The 17,278-nt window shown below is 37.6% G+C and carries 14 protein-coding genes; 11 read left to right on the top strand and 3 right to left on the bottom strand.

Annotated features, from left to right (window positions below; translation table 11 throughout):
• The first annotated feature begins 3 nt into the window (after positions 1–3).
• Complete coding sequence (locus D9O48_RS09595; RefSeq protein ID WP_126972751.1) at positions 4–3,144, top strand: efflux RND transporter permease subunit; 3,141 nt, start codon at positions 4–6, stop codon at positions 3,142–3,144.
• Positions 3,131–4,516 (top strand): efflux transporter outer membrane subunit, encoded by a 1,386-nt coding sequence (locus tag D9O48_RS09590; RefSeq protein WP_126972750.1) that lies wholly within the window; start codon positions 3,131–3,133, stop codon positions 4,514–4,516. Before D9O48_RS09595 ends, D9O48_RS09590 begins: the two co-directional genes overlap by 14 nt.
• A gap of 238 nt (positions 4,517–4,754) precedes the next feature.
• Here D9O48_RS09590 and D9O48_RS09585 read toward each other — a convergent pair whose 3' ends face one another.
• A complete protein-coding gene (locus D9O48_RS09585) occupies positions 4,755–5,645 on the bottom strand; it encodes an alpha/beta hydrolase fold domain-containing protein (protein WP_126972749.1) in 891 nt (296 codons plus the stop codon).
• 116 nt (positions 5,646–5,761) lie between these two features.
• Positions 5,762–6,976, bottom strand: a complete 1,215-nt coding sequence (locus D9O48_RS09580) for a TIGR03435 family protein (protein WP_126972748.1) — start codon at positions 6,974–6,976, stop codon at positions 5,762–5,764.
• 115 nt (positions 6,977–7,091) lie between these two features.
• Here D9O48_RS09580 and D9O48_RS09575 point away from each other — a divergent pair, with 115 nt between their 5' ends.
• From D9O48_RS09575 to D9O48_RS09555, 5 genes are all read left to right on the top strand, one after another.
• Entirely contained in the window at positions 7,092–8,588 is a 1,497-nt protein-coding gene (locus D9O48_RS09575) for a sensor histidine kinase (protein ID WP_126972747.1), read from the top strand.
• Complete coding sequence (locus D9O48_RS09570) at positions 8,585–9,274, top strand: response regulator transcription factor (RefSeq protein ID WP_126972746.1); 690 nt, start codon at positions 8,585–8,587, stop codon at positions 9,272–9,274. The genes D9O48_RS09575 and D9O48_RS09570 overlap by 4 nt, the downstream gene beginning before the upstream one ends.
• 243 nt (positions 9,275–9,517) lie before the next feature.
• The gene (locus tag D9O48_RS09565) at positions 9,518–9,970 is read left to right on the top strand and encodes a GNAT family N-acetyltransferase (protein ID WP_126972745.1); all 453 of its coding nucleotides are present in this window, start codon (positions 9,518–9,520) and stop codon (positions 9,968–9,970) included.
• Positions 9,971–10,103: 133 nt separating this feature from the next.
• Entirely contained in the window at positions 10,104–11,627 is a 1,524-nt protein-coding gene (locus D9O48_RS09560) for an ArnT family glycosyltransferase (RefSeq protein WP_126972744.1), read from the top strand.
• A gap of 136 nt (positions 11,628–11,763) precedes the next feature.
• Positions 11,764–12,720, top strand: a complete 957-nt coding sequence (locus D9O48_RS09555; RefSeq protein ID WP_126972743.1) for a hypothetical protein — start codon at positions 11,764–11,766, stop codon at positions 12,718–12,720.
• Between the two features lie 30 nt (positions 12,721–12,750).
• On the opposite strand, the gene D9O48_RS09550 is transcribed toward D9O48_RS09555, so the two are convergent.
• Entirely contained in the window at positions 12,751–13,119 is a 369-nt protein-coding gene (locus D9O48_RS09550) for a Fur family transcriptional regulator (RefSeq protein WP_126972742.1), read from the bottom strand.
• Positions 13,120–13,409: 290 nt separating this feature from the next.
• Here D9O48_RS09550 and D9O48_RS09545 point away from each other — a divergent pair, with 290 nt between their 5' ends.
• The 4 genes from D9O48_RS09545 to D9O48_RS09530 are packed head-to-tail and all read left to right on the top strand — an operon-like array spanning position 13,410 to position 17,255.
• A complete protein-coding gene (locus D9O48_RS09545) occupies positions 13,410–14,810 on the top strand; it encodes an alkaline phosphatase (RefSeq protein ID WP_126972741.1) in 1,401 nt (466 codons plus the stop codon).
• Positions 14,811–14,831: 21 nt separating this feature from the next.
• Complete coding sequence (locus tag D9O48_RS09540) at positions 14,832–15,458, top strand: ABC transporter ATP-binding protein (RefSeq protein WP_126972740.1); 627 nt, start codon at positions 14,832–14,834, stop codon at positions 15,456–15,458.
• Positions 15,455–16,669, top strand: a complete 1,215-nt coding sequence (locus tag D9O48_RS09535; RefSeq protein WP_126972739.1) for an ABC transporter permease — start codon at positions 15,455–15,457, stop codon at positions 16,667–16,669. The genes D9O48_RS09540 and D9O48_RS09535 overlap by 4 nt, the downstream gene beginning before the upstream one ends.
• A complete protein-coding gene (locus D9O48_RS09530) occupies positions 16,662–17,255 on the top strand; it encodes a hypothetical protein (protein WP_126972738.1) in 594 nt (197 codons plus the stop codon). Before D9O48_RS09535 ends, D9O48_RS09530 begins: the two co-directional genes overlap by 8 nt.
• The last annotated feature ends 23 nt before the right edge of the window (positions 17,256–17,278 follow it).

Here is a 17,278-nt window from a genome sequence, read left to right as displayed (position 1 = left end):
ACGATGTTAAAGAAAATAATAGAGCGGCCCGTATTGGCAACCGTAATATCAATTTTATTGGTATTACTCGGAATTGTAGGAATTATTCGTATTCCGATGACACAGTTTCCGGAAATTGCTCCGCCTACAGTATATGTTTACGGTGTATATCCGGGAGGTAACAGCGAAAGTGTTTTAAGAGGTGTTATTACTCCTCTGGAAGAAGCTATTAACGGGGTAGAGGACATGCAATACATGACCTCTAATTCATCGAATGACGGTAGCTTTTCTATTACCATTATTTTTAAGCAGAATGTTGACCCTGATCAGGCAGCTGTTAACGTGCAGAACCGTGTGGCACAGGCCAACAGTCAGCTTCCACAGGAAGTATTGCGTTTAGGGGTGAATACGACCAAGCAACAAACCAGTAATATTGCCATTCTCAGTATTAAGAGTACCAAACCTGAACAGTTTGATGAAGCCTTTTTACAGAACTATGCCAACATTAATCTGGTTCCTCAGCTTAAAAGAATTCCGGGAGTGGGTAATATCAATCTGTTCGGCGAAAAAAACTATTCGATCAGAGTATGGCTTGATCCGGTAAAACTTGCTAATAATAATATACTTCCTTCTGATGTAGAAAATGCAATTTACAATAACAGCTTTGAATCATCGCCCGGAAGGTTCGGTGAAGAATCTGATGCGCCACTTCAATACGTATTAAAGTATAAAGGTAAACTCAATAATCCTGAAGCTTTTGAACGAATTGTGATTAAGTCTAGCCCGAATGGTAGCATTTTAAGATTAACCGATGTTGCCCGGATTGAGTTTGGAGTTTCAACTTATGCTACAGATACCGAAGCTGACGGATTACCTGCTATTGCTTTCAGTGTAGTACAGGCAAGTGGTTCGAATGCCAATGAAATTGCCGTAGAAGTAATGAAGGTAATGGAACAATTTCAGGCTGATGCTCCTGATGGGGTGGAGTATTTCGTATTACAAAACGTAAAAGAAAAGATGGATGCCTCGATTAATCAGATGAAAAGTACACTGATTGAAGCATTTATTCTGGTATTTATAGTTGTATTTATATTTCTGCAGGATTTCAGATCTACCATCATTCCTGCAATTGCCGTTCCGGTATCAATTATCGGTACATTCTTCTTTATGTACCTGATCGGATTTACCGTAAACGTATTAACCTTATTTGCTTTAGTGCTGGCTATTGGAATTGTAGTAGACGATGCCATTGTGGTAGTGGAGGCTGTACACGCAAAAATGTCGGCCACGCGCGATCAAGCACTCAAGGCCACCGTGTCTACGATGGGAGAAATCAGCAGTGCGATCGTTTCAATTACGCTTGTTATGTCGGCGGTATTTTTACCAGTAGGATTTATGGAAGGACCGGCAGGTATTTTTTATAAACAGTTCTCCTACACACTGGCTATTGCTATTCTTATTTCAGCGGTGAATGCATTAACACTGAGCCCGGCCTTATGTGCCTTACTGTTAAAAAATCATGAGGCAGATGAACATAGCACAAAAAAAGGCTTTGGTGCCCGTTTTGCCAGCGCATTTAATACTTCATTCGACCGTTTCACCGGAAAGTATATCAAAGTTCTGAGTGTGTTAGGTAAAAGAATCTGGTTAACCATGGGAGGGTTAGTGGCAGTTTCTTTAGCGGCATTCTTCCTGATGCAAAATTCTCAGAAAGGATTTATTCCTGCTGAGGATGATAGTTTCCTCACTTATGTAGTAACCATGCAGGTTGGTACGAACATTCAGTATACACAGGCTGAAATGGATACGATCAGAAATGTGATTCAATCAATACCGGAAGTAGAAAGTATCAATGTGATTACAGGTTTTAATATATTCAGTTATTCTACTTCACCGAATACGGGGCTTGCGTTTATTAAGTTGAAAAAACCGTCAGAAAGAACACAGGTAAAAGACATTGATGAACTGTTGATGATGGTGCAGGAAGAGGTAACCAAAAAAACAAAAGCTGAATTCTTAATCTTCAGAGCTCCGGCAGTAGAAGGTTTTGGTACGGTAGGTGGTGTTGAGTTTGTGATTCAGGACCGTACGGGAGGAAGTGTTGAACAGTTAGGTGAAATTACTTATAATGTAATTAACGAATTGAATCAGCAACCCGAGCTGGCCGGCGTATTCACCATGTTCAGAAGCGATTATCCGCAATATGAAGTAATTATTGATGAAGATAAAGCTGAATTACTGGGTACAAATCCGAGAGAAATTATGACTGCCATGCAGTTATATCTGGGAGGGTCGCAAACAACGGATTTTATCCGTTTTGGTAAACTGTACCGTGTAAATCTGAAAGCTGACGCTGATTACCGGAAAGACGAAAGTACGCTCGATAATATCATGATCAGAAATAATAAGAATCAGATGATTCCGATCAGTACACTGGTAACATTGAAAAAGGTGTACGGACCTGAAGTAATTAACCGGTTTAACCTGTTCAATAGTATCACGGTAAATGCGAATGCTGCTGCTGGTATCAGTACCGGTAAAGCGATGGAGATTATCGACAAAGTATTGGCTGAGCATCTGCCTAAAGGATATGGTTACGAGTATGCAGGGTTGAGCAGGGAAGAACGTAGTGCAGGAATGCAGATGGTATTCATTTTCGGTTTGAGCATTATTTTCGTTTACTTCCTGCTGGCAGCACAGTATGAGAGTTATTTGTTACCGCTGGCTGTTATGTTATCACTGCCAACAGGTATTCTGGGTGTATACATTGCTACCGGTGTAATGGGTATAGACAATAACATCTATGTTCAGATTTCATTGGTGATGCTGGTAGGGTTATTGGCGAAGAATGCGATTCTGATTGTGGAATTTGCCATTCAGCAACGAAAACTTGGTAAAACTATTTTTGATGCTGCAATGTCGGCTGCAAAATTACGCTTACGTCCGATTTTAATGACCTCCTTTGCTTTCATTGCCGGTTTGATTCCTTTAATGTTATCGAAAGGAGAAACTGCAATGGGTAACAGATCTATCAGTATCAGTGCTGCAGGTGGTATGTTGTCGGGTGTAATCATCGGTTTATTTATTATTCCGGTATTATTTATTGTTTTTCAGACATTACAAGAGAAAGTGTCTACCAAAAAAATCCAACATGAAGTGCATTAATATATTAGGGTGTATTATTATAATTACTGCCATCGCTCTGCAAAGTTGTGTGGTGGGGGAGAAGTATAAACGTCCTGAAATGAATTTACCTACTGCATATGAAGCAGACAGTTTAATACGGGTAGATACGATTCCGGCATATAAAACCTTTTTTGAAGATCCGTATTTAGTGAGTTTGTTAGATTCTGTTATTGTGAATAACCTGAATCTGAAAGTTGCCGAAGAAAATATACTGATTACAGAACAAACACTCAGACAGGTAAAACTGAATTATCTGCCTGATCTGAACCTTCAGCTGAATTTTGGTTTGCAAAGACTTTCTCAGAACAGCTTAACTGGTTCGTTTGTACAAAACCTGACCTTTAAAGATTTTACATTCGGGCCTACCTTGTCGTGGGAAATTGATTTGTGGGGCCGCATTAAAAAGCAGAAAGAAGAAGCGCTTGCAAACTATCTGAGTCAGGCAGAAGCAAGGAGAGGTATAAGAGTACAGTTAATCAAACAGGCTGCGCTGAGTTATTATTCTTTATTGAGTTTGGATGAACAACTTCAGATTGCGCAAAAGGTGGAAAGAACAATGGATTCAACGATGCAGATATTGCAAACTCAATATGAAGTAGGGGATGTTACATCGGTAGCTGTAAAACAGGCTGAAGCACAATTAGCTGAAACAAGATCATTGATTCCTGAAATAAAGGCCAGTATCCGTGCGCAGGAAATTGCGCTGAAAGTTCTTTCAGCCAATTACCCGGCAGCAGTATTGCGAGCTGATATATTTGAACCTTCTGCAAAGAAGTTTGATGCAGGCGTTCCTGCGGGCCTTTTAGGCAACCGCCCGGATGTGAACCAGGCCGAATACGCGCTGATTGCTGCCAATGCTCAATTAGGTATTGCTAAAACTAACTTTTATCCGACTGTTTCTATAACCGCACAAGGTGGGTTAAACAGTATTAAAGCTTCTGAATGGTTTAGTATACCATCTTCTTTGTTTGCAAATGCGATCGGTGGATTAACTCAACCTTTGTTCAATAAAAAACGCATCAAAGCCGCCTACGAACAGGCAAAACATCAAAGAGAAGCCAGCGTACATCAATTCAGAAATACTGTAGTAACAGCTGTGGGAGAAGTCAGTACAGAATTGAGCAACCTTGAATTAACTGAAACGCAAATGATCGAAATTACGAATAGAAGAAATGCCATTAGTGCTGCCGTTGACGAAGCGCTTTACGCTTATACAGTGGGTGAAATCAGCTATCTCGAAGTGTTAACCATACAACAAAGCTATTTTCAGGCTGAATTAGCTTATTCTGCTTTAAAACTGAAACAAATAGGTGCACTGATTAACTTATATGCTGCTATAGGCGGTGAATAATAATCTTTTGTTAGTTTGAAGCATTAAGGAATTATGGAAATAAAAGTTATTCGTTTCTAAATTTCTCCTATGTTTGAGAAAGGAATTTAAACATGAAGAAAATAAAGGTATAAAGGTAAAACAGTGCATAAGACAGTACTTCATTCGCTTTTCAACTTCATTCTCTTCATGTTTAAATTGTAATTAACAAATAGGATAAATCAAATCGGAAGAAGCTTCTTAATCTTAATGCTTCTTTTTAAACATTCAGCAACTGTATAATTTTCTTCATAGCCACTTTTGCTTCTTTCATGAATGGCAACAACGGCCATATATGCGGCATTCCTTTTCCTGTTACAACCGTGTAATTAATATTCTCTTTTTCCAGTTGTTTAATCATTAATAACTGATCAGGATAGGTAATGTCATTTTCTGCAATAAATAAAATCGTTTCTGGAAAATGATGAAATGATCCGACGATGGGAGACAGAAGCGGATCGTTCAGCTGATTGTTTTCCGCAGCCATCCGTTTGGCACTTAAAACACCCGCATGTGATAAAACAGCATCAGTTTGATCAATGACTGTAATTGCCGGATTCGTAAAAGCCGGATCCACTACCGGACAAATCAACAGCATTTTATCAGGTAATAATTTGTTTTGCTTAATTATTCTTTGGATGAGTGTAATAATCAAAGTACCTCCTGCTGAGTCTCCTACCAGAGTTATATCAGATGCTGCATACTGTTCTAACGCCCGTTCGTATACCTGATCGATATTCGCTGAAATTTCAGAGATGGTATGTTCCGGAGCTTTAGGGTAATCACACATCCATACATCATAATTGGTTTTTCCGGCAATTTGTTTCAAACTATCCCAATGATGTTGAGCAGGACCGTATACCAAGGCACCGCCATGTAAAAAAATCAACAGTCGGTTTGATGGTATCGGTTGTTTTACTTCTGTAATGGTAGTTTTTGATATTGTAAACCGGCGGGATCTGTCAGATCGGTTGAAGAAAGAATGCCCCGGAGAATGAATATCCTCCTTCCTCAGTTGTTTATAATTGATTGGGTTTTCGCTGAATATTTTCTTTAAACCTTTGAGTTTTATGACGAACAGGGTAATATAAAAACTGATGCTATGCTTCATTCTTTAAAACTACATTACAAATAATGATTACTATTTGTAATGTAGCGCTTATTATACTAATTCACAAGTTTCAGAGTGATAATATGCTTTTAAATTTTTATTAATAGAAATATAAGTTATCTGTAGTAATATATTACAGGCATCAACCGTGTTGTTTTTTCAACGCTCAATCCTAATTGCTCAATCGATTGCATGATGCCGGCTCTGTTTCTTTGTTCAACATTGGTTTTGATATCATAAAACCCGGTCAAACCTGTTTCATCTACCACCGGTAAACCTAGTTCATTCGACAGATATTCTTCTGCAAATTCTTTGAGGGTGTTTTTCGTGCCATCAAACCCTCTGCCGCTAAACCCAAACATACTTTCTTCAGCAGTAGATACCGGTATTTTAAATGAATCAGCATTTATTCGTTTTAATACATATACTTCAATTTCTTTTTGCTCTTGTCTTACTTTAATTGATAAGTGGTCATTTAACTTCTTTTTCAGTACATCGAGTAATTTTTCGTGGCTGTTTTCAGGAATTAATAAATCGAGACAATAGAGCGTATTTTTATTTTCATAATCAGAAATATCTTTTTCTGTTACTCCTTCATCATAAAACTCCTGTGCTTTATGCGATTTGATTTCATAAGCTGTTCTATATAACGAACGGATAGTAATGTTGTAATAGCTGATTCTTCTGTTCCCGTAAACTCCTTTTTTAGGCATACGCCCCATTGTTCGATGTCCTTTCAAATAACCGCGTAATGTAAAACTATGTTGTGTAAGACTATCAATTCCGAAAGGGTCATCTGTTTTGATAGCTGCTTCCCGAATACCGGCACTCATTTTAACAGGTTCACCCTTAAAGAGCTTATCCAGCAGCTGTTGATTAATAGAATCGGTTCTCACCAATGCTACCACTTTTTTATCAGGGCCAATGATGGCACTTTGTCCTACAAACGCGAAATTGAACATTTTATATAATGTGTAACTGGTATCGGTAGCCAGCCATATTTTCGACGGTTTATTTTTGAGGTATTTGTTTTTGCGTTCCTCATTATCGTCGGAGATAGCAATGATGCCTATTTTATCTGCATTGTTTTTTAATAATACCGATAATGAATCCATTTCCGGAATACAAGGGCTGCACCAGGTACCCCAAAAGTTGAGGATATAGTATTTAGAGCTCTTTTCTTTATGCAGGTTGAAGTCTCTCACCGGCGCATTGGATATATTGGTAATGAGTATGTCCGGAAAACGACTTCCTTGCGATAATACGGATTCCTGGGAATAGGAGAGTAGGGTAGTTAGCAATAAAACCATCCATAAAACACATTTCTTCATATCTTTTTATGCAAATTTCAGGGCTAATCAGGTACGGAAGTATTAAGATAACCTAATCTATGTTATCGTATGTTAAGCGAAGGAATAGAACAGGTTGAATCCTTAAATTTGTAAGATGGCTAAAAATACCCGGTTTTTGTTGGTAATCTGTCTGGTGTCGATTATTTCAGTGATCCTGTTGCAGTTTTACTGGGTGAATAATTATTACCGGGTATCGATATTCAATTTTGAGCGGGAAGTGAATCTGGCGTATGAAGATGCTATTAAGAAAGATTTCCAGCTACGCTGTGATACGATCGAGGAACTGCTGTTGGAGCAGTTAATGGATACCAACCAGTTTATCATAGAGAGTACGCGTTTCAAAGAAATTGCAATGGTCTTTAATGTGTATGATGCTAAAAACAGGAAAGATTATACCTCTTTCAGCAGAATCGAATTCAAAGACTCTTTAAGAAAGGACGACACGGCATATAAACGTCAGATAGCCAGAGCATATGCACACGCATTACGTTCAGAAGACCTGGAAAATCATGTGGTTTATTACCGGATACAGTCGTTGGGGCATTTTGTATCCGATAAAGTAAAGGAATACGGGTTTGATACCAATCGTTTGCGGCCTGTTTTCGACCGGTACCTGCGGCAGCGTAACATTTCTACACCTTATTATTTTTATACAAGACCGGCTGATAGTTTGCTGAATCATATCGACCAGAACGATTCACTCAAAAGTGCCGGATATGTTGTGACTAAATCGTTCACCACCTATAAATGGTGGAATCAGGACGAAAGGTACGTACGGGCAGTTTTTAATAATCCCGTAAATTTTGTAATCGGTGAAATGAAATGGGTACTGGCCGGGTCTTTATTGTTAATTATTCTGGTAGCTTTTTGTATCGGCTTACTGGTGCGGGCATTTTTGAATGAAAAGCGGTTGGGCCTGATTAAGAATGAATTCATCAATAACATTACACATGAATTGAAAACGCCAATTGCTACCGTTTCTGCTGCTGTTGAAGCGTTAGAAAACGAACAGGTAATCAGAGAACCCGAAAAAGTAAAACGTTATTTATATTATTCCAGTAATGAACTCAAAAGGCTCAGCAGACTGGTTGATAATATTCTGAATATTTCTTTATACGAAAAAACGAGTCTTAACATCTCAAAAGAAGAATTTTACGTAAATATTGTAGTAAGAGATGTGATGGAGCAATTAATATTGTCGTCGAACAAAAAAATAATGTATACTTTAACAAATGATGATCATGCCGATACAGTCAATGCCGATAAACAACTCTTTACACAGGCTGTCATGAATATTCTTGACAATGCGATTAAATATTCGCCAGAGAATGTTATCATAAATGTCCGTTGTTACAAAGAAGGAGATTTTTTCTGTATTTCCTGTACCGATAAGGGTATAGGCATACAATCAACTGCTGTAACACATGTTTTTGATAAGTTTTACAGAGTTCCGCAAAACGGGCATACTGTGAAAGGGCATGGTTTAGGGTTGAGTTATGTACAACAAATCGTAAAAGCACATGGCGGAAAAATTTCATTGAAAAGTATAGAAAATAAAGGAACCACCGTTATCTTATATTGGCCACTATGAGTTTAAATAAAGTATTGTTTGTAGAAGACGAGCTGTTTCTCGCTGAAATAGTAAAAGAAACACTCGAAACAAAATTGTTTGAAGTGACTCATGTCAGTACACTGAAAATGGCTTCGGCAATATTGAGTGAACAAGACTTTGATATTATTGTATTGGATGTGATGTTACCAGATGGAAATGGTTTCGACTGGTTAAAAAATATCCGTTCAGATGGTGTGACTTTACCCGTTATTTTTCTAACCTCCCGTTCTCAAACGGAAGATATTGTAAGAGGGTTTGAAGAAGGTGGTAATGATTACCTCAAAAAGCCATTCAGTATGGCTGAACTGGAAGTGCGCATGAAAGCCCTGTTGCGAAAAGAATATATACCAGTTCAAAGTAAAAATGATCAATACCAATGGAAAATTCGTTCCTATACATTTGCTTATCCTAGCGGAGAATTGATTGTTGATAATAAAGTGATACAACTAACATCCCGTGAAGCAGATATTTTGCAGTTGCTATTGCTTAATACCAATCAATCATTAAGCAGGAATGAACTGTTAGAACGATTCTGGGGAAATACCGATTACTTCTCCGGGAGAAGCCTGGATGTGTTTATCTCAAAATTGAGAAGATATCTGAAAACTGATGAACAGGTAAAAATTATTAACGTCAGAGGAATAGGCTATAAAATGGTTTATTAATTCAACGCGGTAGCTTTTATTGTCAGCGATCAGCAGGAAAGTAATAACAAATACATCTTTTAACGTTAATTGTGTATTTTTTAAAGAGATACATATGGTGATTATGTCTATTTGATAAATTGTATATTTTTTTGTATTTTATTAGAATAGGCCTTTTCATTTTATTCTTATATTAAGTTTGCCATACACCTGCATTATTTTTCCTTTCACCGAATTAAAGCATCTTTGTGCAAACTACCCGATATGCAACAGTCTGATTTTTCTATAAGAAGTTATTCCAATCAATACAAAACAGCCCTGTTACAGGTATGGGAAGCTTCTGTAATCGCTACTCATGAATTTTTGCGGCGTGAAGATTTCGAGTCGATCCGTGACATGTTACAATCTTTCGACTTCACACAGTTGCAGGTATTTTGCCTGTTTAACAATGATGAGCTGGCAGGTTTTATCGGCGTAGACGAAAAGCAGGTAGAAATGCTTTTCCTTTCACCCGGATACTTTGGACAGGGTTTGGGTAAAAAACTAATGGAATATGCAATAGAAGAGTTACACATTCATAAAGTAGATGTTAATGAACAGAATACCGCCGCAGTAGCCTTTTATAAACGGTTAGGCTTTATGGTATATCAAAGAACTGAAAAAGACGGAATGGGAATGAATTATCCGATCCTGAAAATGATTTTACCGGCAGATTAGGTGTCGGATAAACCGGCGTTGTTGCAGGTGTTTGGAATCTAAAAATTCTTTACTATATTTATGTCACTGCGTCCATAACTATAGCATATCCATCAACCGGATATGTCTATTTTTTTATGTATGAAATATACCAATGAATAAAAAGTATCTGATACTAGCCGGCTTTATCCTTTTCAAATTTATTCTACAATATAATCTGACAGATCCTGTTTATGATTTGCATAGAGATGAGTTTTTGCATCTCGATCAGGCTAATCATTTAGCATGGGGATATATGTCTGTGCCTCCGGTCACTTCATGGATTTCATGGGTGATAAAATTACTGGGGAATTCTATTTTCTGGATCAGGTTTTTCCCCGCATTATTCGGAGCACTTACTATGCTGGTAGTATGGAAAGCTATTGAGGAGCTGAAAGGTAATTTGTTTGCCCTCATTTTAGGAGCCGTTTGTATTACTTTCTCCGTATTACCTCGACTCAATCTTTTGTACCAGCCCAATTCATTGGATGTATTGGTATGGACCTTCTTTTACTATAGTTTTATTAAATATACCAATTCTAAAAATACTAAATGGCTATTTATAGCTGCTATAACTTTAGCACTCGGCTTTTTGAATAAATATAATGTAGTATTTCTACTTTTAGGTTTCTTGCCTGCTTTGCTATTAACAGAACAACGTAAGGTGTTTGCAGTACCTAAATTGTATGTAGCCGCATTATTGGGATTACTGATTGTATCTCCTAACCTTATCTGGCAATACCAGAATGATTTTCCGGTTTTTCAACATATGAAAGAATTGTCGGAAAGACAATTGGTACATGTGAAAAGATCAGGATTTCTCTCCAGTCAGTTGTTTTATTTTATCGGCTCCCTCTTTGTACTGATTTCGGCACTTATTGCTTTCATCTTATATAAGCCATTCAGGAAGTACCAATACTTTGCCTGGTCGTTTATTTTTACATTAGCAGTATTTTTATACTTTAGAGCGAAAGGGTACTATGCTATAGGTTTGTATCCCATCTATATAGCTTTCGGATCGGTGGCCTTGTCGGTATTGTTTAAAAAGAAATGGACACCCTTCTGGCAATCAGTCAGTATAGCCGTTCCGGTATTGTTTTTTATTCCGATTCTTGATGTATCTTATCCAAATAAAACACCTGAATACATTATTCAGCATACTGAAAAATATAAAGAATTAGGCCTGTTAAGATGGGAAGATGGTAAAGATCATTCACTACCGCAAGACTTTGCCGATATGCTCGGCTGGCGTGAACTGGCACATAAAGTAGACAGCCTCTATACAGCTATTGCTCCCTCCGGCAATACCCTGGTGCTTTGTGATAATTATGGACAGGTAGGTGCTATAAATTATTATACCAAAGCGGGTGTCAGAGCTCATTCTTTTAATGCTGACTATGTTAATTGGTTTGATCTGTCAAAACCCTATGTTAATCTGATCCGTGTCAAGGACTATGATCACGATAACAAAGAGCTACAAATAACTGCTCCTTATTTTGAAACAGCTATGTTGGTTGACTCAATTGCCAACCCATACGCCAGAGAATACAGAACCGGTATTTTCAGTTTTACCGAAGCCAAAATAGATATCAGGAAAAGAATTGAACAGGAAATTCAGGAGACTAAAAAAAGGGAGTAAGGATACAAAGAAAGCACCGGGCACTGAGAAATAATACAAAAATGACAAACAGGCTATTTTGTATTCAATCTTTTTAGCTACATTTCAGATGGTAAGCAGTAGCATAAACTGCTTCTGAACCGTAGCTCCATTATGTATGCGATATTTATATCTTTTTCTGTTAACGATTCTTTCATCATGCGCCACCATGATGAATACCAGGCATAATCAGATCGCTGTCAATACTACAGAACCCAGTAAAGTAATGTATAATGGCAGGCTTACGATGACACAGAACAATAAAACCTGGATTTTTGTGGAGCGTAGCAAAGAACCGCTGCAAATAACAGTTTCAACAGACAGTCTGGAAAAAGAAATTATTTTAAAACCCCGAAACTCATTTGCATTCTGGTCAAATATAGTATTCAATTATGGTATAGGAATGTTGGTAGATAAGAATAATCCAAAGCGGTATACTTATCCTAAAAATGTTTATGTAAACTCTTCAGACACTTTTCCCCGGATATTCAGAACTCCTGTAAAAAATATTTACAATAAAGGCGATTTTTTTGTGAATCTCTCGATTCCTCATGTTAATGCATTTCTTTTAAAACCTGAAGCTGAATCTTACAAAGCCAATGCAGGTTTTTGGGGTGTTGCTGTAGGCATGGATTATTATTATTCACCCAAACACTTTATCAATGCAAGTGCCTTTGGTATCATGGATATATTTATTCCGTTTCCGGCTCCGGTAACGTATGCGGGCGAACATGAATTTATGAGTTCGATGTATGTAGCTGCTTCTCACAATCATCAGATAAAAAACTTCACGATCGGTTACGGGTTGTCATATAGCCGTAATAGCTGGGATCTTCGGAATTATGGAAGATTGGATCCTCCTGAACCTTCCAGAGACCCTGTAAAAAAGGCACATAATGCCTGGGGATTTGTACTTCCCGTGTCTTATAAGTTTTACGAACAGCTGGGAGTTGGTTTAACCTACCGGCCTACGTTTTTCAGACCGGCATTGACGCAAAAATTTGCTTACGAGCATACCATCAGTCTGGATGTATCTTTCAGGTTTAAGTTGAGTAAAACCAGAAAAAACTCTTAACTATTAATTATCAATTCTTAATTATATTAATCAGCAGCAGTTAGGACATAACCCCGATAAAGTAAAATTCACTTCCTGCACTTTATACTTTTTAGGTACTTTATAAACAGGTTCTACTTCTTCCAGGCAGGTTACGGTGCCGCAGGAAGTACAGTTGAAATGGGCGTGATGGTCGTGGTGGTGATCGGTACAATCATGACAGGCAGCAAACTTTAAAACGCCGTTAATGTTAACGAACTTATGAATCTGACCTTCTTCTTCGAGTCTTTCAAGCACTCTGTAGATGGTAACGCGATTACACAATCCCTCGAGTTTAGCTTCAATTTCTGCATGCGAAAAAGCCTGATTAGAACTTTTAATCAGATTCAGAATTTCTGTTTTTGCTACGGTATTTCTCATAACAATAAATTAATTACTGCAACAATGTTGCAGTAATGGTCGTTTGTTTTATATTTGCAACAGTGTTGCAATAGATTTCAATTCTTTATAACATTGAAGTCAGCTATACTAATTATTAATTCATTGTTTGTCAATATTTTATAACTTTTTTGATCATACAAGTTACACTTTCTATCCTGATTCAATATTACAAAGTTACTGAAAGTTTATGGAGTGTAATCTGTTGAAAACCAGCTGTAAGTTATTCTATGAATTATTTTTAATTGATAATTATTCTGAAAATTTAGTTCATGCAAAGACGAGATTTATTAAAAAACAGTGCATTGGCACTCTTAGGAACGACGGTATGGGGCAGCAGTTCGTTTACTGCTTCACCTAAAAAGCAACCTTCGCAAACTGCAAAGAATATCATTTTTATGGTAAGTGACGGTATGAGTACCGGTACTTTAAACATGACGGATTTGTTTCTTCAAAGAAAGGAGGGCCGCAGAAGCCATTGGTTAAGTTTGTATGATGAAAATAAAGTAAGAAGGGCTTTAATGGATACGGCATCAGCCAACTCTCTGGTAACAGATTCTGCTGCTGCCAGTTCATCCTGGGGGGGAGGTGTTCGGGTGCCCAACGGATCGCTGAATGTAAATGCCGATGGCAGCTTCAATAAACCGATTCTGCAAAAGTTTAAGGAAAGTGGTAAATCTGTAGGATGTGTAACCACAGTTCCTATTACACATGCTACTCCGGCCGGATTTTGTGTAAACAATCATAAGCGCGGAGATATGAATGAAATTGCTTCTCAATATCTCGGTTTGCGATTTGATGTGATGATGGGAGGAGGTATAGAAAACTTTGTGTCTGAAAAAAGAAAAGACAAGCAGAACTTATTAGACCAATACCGGAAGAATAATTATCGCGTATTCACTGATAATTATCAGTTGAGTGCTTATCAATCTGATGCTGATCAGCCAGTACTCGGTTTGTTTCATGAAGACGGATTGCCTTACCAGTTAGATCTTCAGCAAAACGAAACACTTCGAAAAGAAATTCCCTCATTGAGCAAAATGACAGCTGCTGCTATTCAACAACTGAGTCGGAACAAAAACGGTTTTGTATTACAGGTAGAATCCGGAAAAGTTGATTGGGCCGCGCATGCCAACGACATCGGTGCATTAATTCACGAACAGGTTGCATTTGACGATGCCGTTAAAGTAGCTGTTGGCTTTGCCGAAAAAGATAAAAACACATTAGTCGTATTAACTACTGATCACGGTAATGCGAACCCGGGTTTATTCTATGGTTCAAAAGCTAATGACAATTTCGATAGAATATTTTCATTCCGGCATACAAATGACTGGATTTTAAACGGAATTACTCATCAAACATCTTCAAAACAACTCATCGAAAGAGTTGAGTATGCTCAAGGATGGAAATTGGATGATAACGAAGCAAAAGAACTGTTGAAACATTATTCATCACTAGATGAATCGGGTGTTTATAACCCTCGTAAACTTCCATTCAAATACCTTGCACAAGTACAAGAGAAATATACTTCAGTAGGATGGGGATCTATGGATCATTCAGCCGATTATGTAGAACTTGCTATGTACGGACCCGGCTCTGAAAAGTTGCAACCGTTTATAAAAAACTATGAATTACATAATTTTTTGTTGAAATCAGCCGAAGTAATGATTTAATAACTCTTATAAAAAAATGGTATGATTAGTACAAAAGAGTTGAGGTTTGCTTATAAGAATATGCCTTTTTTATTTCCGGATATTCACTGTAATTCCGGAGATACTTTGCTGATCACCGGTGCATCCGGAAAAGGGAAATCAACCTTTTTGCATTTGCTTTCCGGATTACTAAAACCCCATTCAGGAGCTGTTTATATAGATAATACGGATATCACTTTATTAAATACACAACAATCAGATCTTTTCCGCAGAAAAAATATTGGTATTGTTTTTCAGCAATCACATTATATAGCGTCTTTATCGCTTTGGGATAACCTGGTATTGTGCTCGCAATGGCCCGATAAAATGATAACTGCTGAAAGAGTTGAGATGGTATTGTCGCAGTTAAGGTTGATTAATCAGGCTTCTCAAAAGCCGGGTACACTTAGTGTAGGGCAACAGCAACGGTTATCTATTGCGAGAGCAGTACTAAACATGCCGTCTGTTTTATTGGCCGATGAGCCTACCTCCGGTTTAGATGATGCCAATTGTTACAGAGTCGCAGAAACATTGATATCCTTATCAAAAGATAACAATACCTCCTTGCTGATGGTAACACACGACCAACGGTTAAAAGATATTTTTCAAAGTAGAATAGAATTATTATGATGATAAAACTGGCATGGAATAACCTGCGATCAAAATCATTAAATACATTTCTTTGCTGGATGGCATTGTCTGTGAGTATAGGTATGATTTCAATGTTGCTGATTGTAGAATACAATTTTGAGAAGAATTATCTGCGCAATATTGAAGGGATTGATATGGTTTTAGGAGCGAAGGGCAGCCCGTTGCAGTTAATTTTGTCAGCAGTTTATCATATTGATCATCCAACGGGTAATATTTCTTACGAGGAAGCTGAAAAATGGGTGAAACATCCGCATATTGAAAAAGCAATCTCACTGGCTTACGGTGATTCATACGAAGGTATTTCTATTGTCGGATCTTCGGAAGAATTGTTGAATCATTATCAGGTAAATATTGAAACCGGAAAAGTTTTTTCAGAAAACTTTCAAGTAGTGGCAGGTGCTAAAGTGGCGCAAAAGCTAAAAATGAAACCCGGCGATTCTTTCTTCAGTACACATGGTAATGATTCAAATGGCGAAAAGCATACCCATCAGGCCTATACGGTAACCGGTATACTTGCAGCTTCAGGAACTGTTTTAGATAATCTTATTGTCAGTAATCTGGAAAGTGTATGGAATATACATGATCATGCCCATCATGAGCACCATGATGATGAAGAAGAACATGAACATGCTCATCATTCCATAAAAGAAATAACTGCTGTATTGATAAAGTTTAAAAATCCTATGGGACAGGTACAAATGCCCAGGATGATCAATGAACAGACTTCGATGATGGCAGCTGTTCCGGCAATTGAAATCAACCGCTTGTTTTCTCTATTTGGAGTTGGGATAAATGTATTACAACAGATAGGTACCGGGGTGATGTTGCTGGCCACTTTTATTGTATTTGTTACCTTATACAATTCACTGAAAGAAAGAAAATATGAGCTTGCTTTGATGAGAAGTGTTGGTATTACGCGTGAAAAGATTCTGTTATCTGTAATTGCGGAAAGTATGTTTTTGATAGTGGCAGGGTTGATAACTGGATTGTTAACCAGCAGGTTATTGTTATTGTCAATAACAGATAATGTTGCAGCATCTTATCAGATGGAGTGGAATCAATTATGGTGGTTAGTAGATGGTGAACACTGGTTAGTGGTTACAGTACTATTACTGGGGCTCCTGGCTGCACTCATTCCGGCAATTAAAGTGTGGACGATCAATATATCAAGAACATTAGCCAATGGATAAGTTAATAAAATACCTGCTATCAGGCACTGTTTTTTTTGTAATGATGTGCGTTGACTTTTCGAGCATGTGTAAACATGTTCGTTCAGCAGAAAAGGTAACTACGTTTGCTTACCGGCAGGATAAATATTATGGAGCGGGGAAGGAATTACGTGAACAGGCACAAAAGAAACTCACAGAAAAACTTATTGAGCTCGATGAGCGGGCTGTGAATATGAACTGGGAGCAGCTACTTGATTTAAGTTTTATTGCAAAATATAATAAGGAATATGATCTGGATCTGTTGTATCCGGTTTTTGGAAACAAGATCAAAAAATTGTCAGGAAAGAAAGTACAGATATCAGGTTATATGATTCCGCTCGATATAAAAGAAGGAATATATGCTATTTCTAAATTTACTTATGCTTCCTGCTTTTTTTGCGGTGGTGCAGGGGTGGAGTCGGTTATTTCGCTAAAGTTCAAAAATAAGCCCCGGAAATACCGTACGGACGAGTTTTGTACTATTCAAGGTATACTTGAATTAAATGATACAGATGTAAATGATTTTATCTATCTGTTCAAAGAAGCGGAGGAATTAAAAAATAAATAATCGCAACATTGTTGCTTTAATGA

Source organism: Gynurincola endophyticus (assembly GCF_003991195.1).
GTDB lineage: Bacteria > Bacteroidota > Bacteroidia > Chitinophagales > Chitinophagaceae > Gynurincola > Gynurincola endophyticus.
Note: the sequence above shows the minus strand (reverse complement) of the source record. Positions and strands in the feature narration are given on the sequence as shown.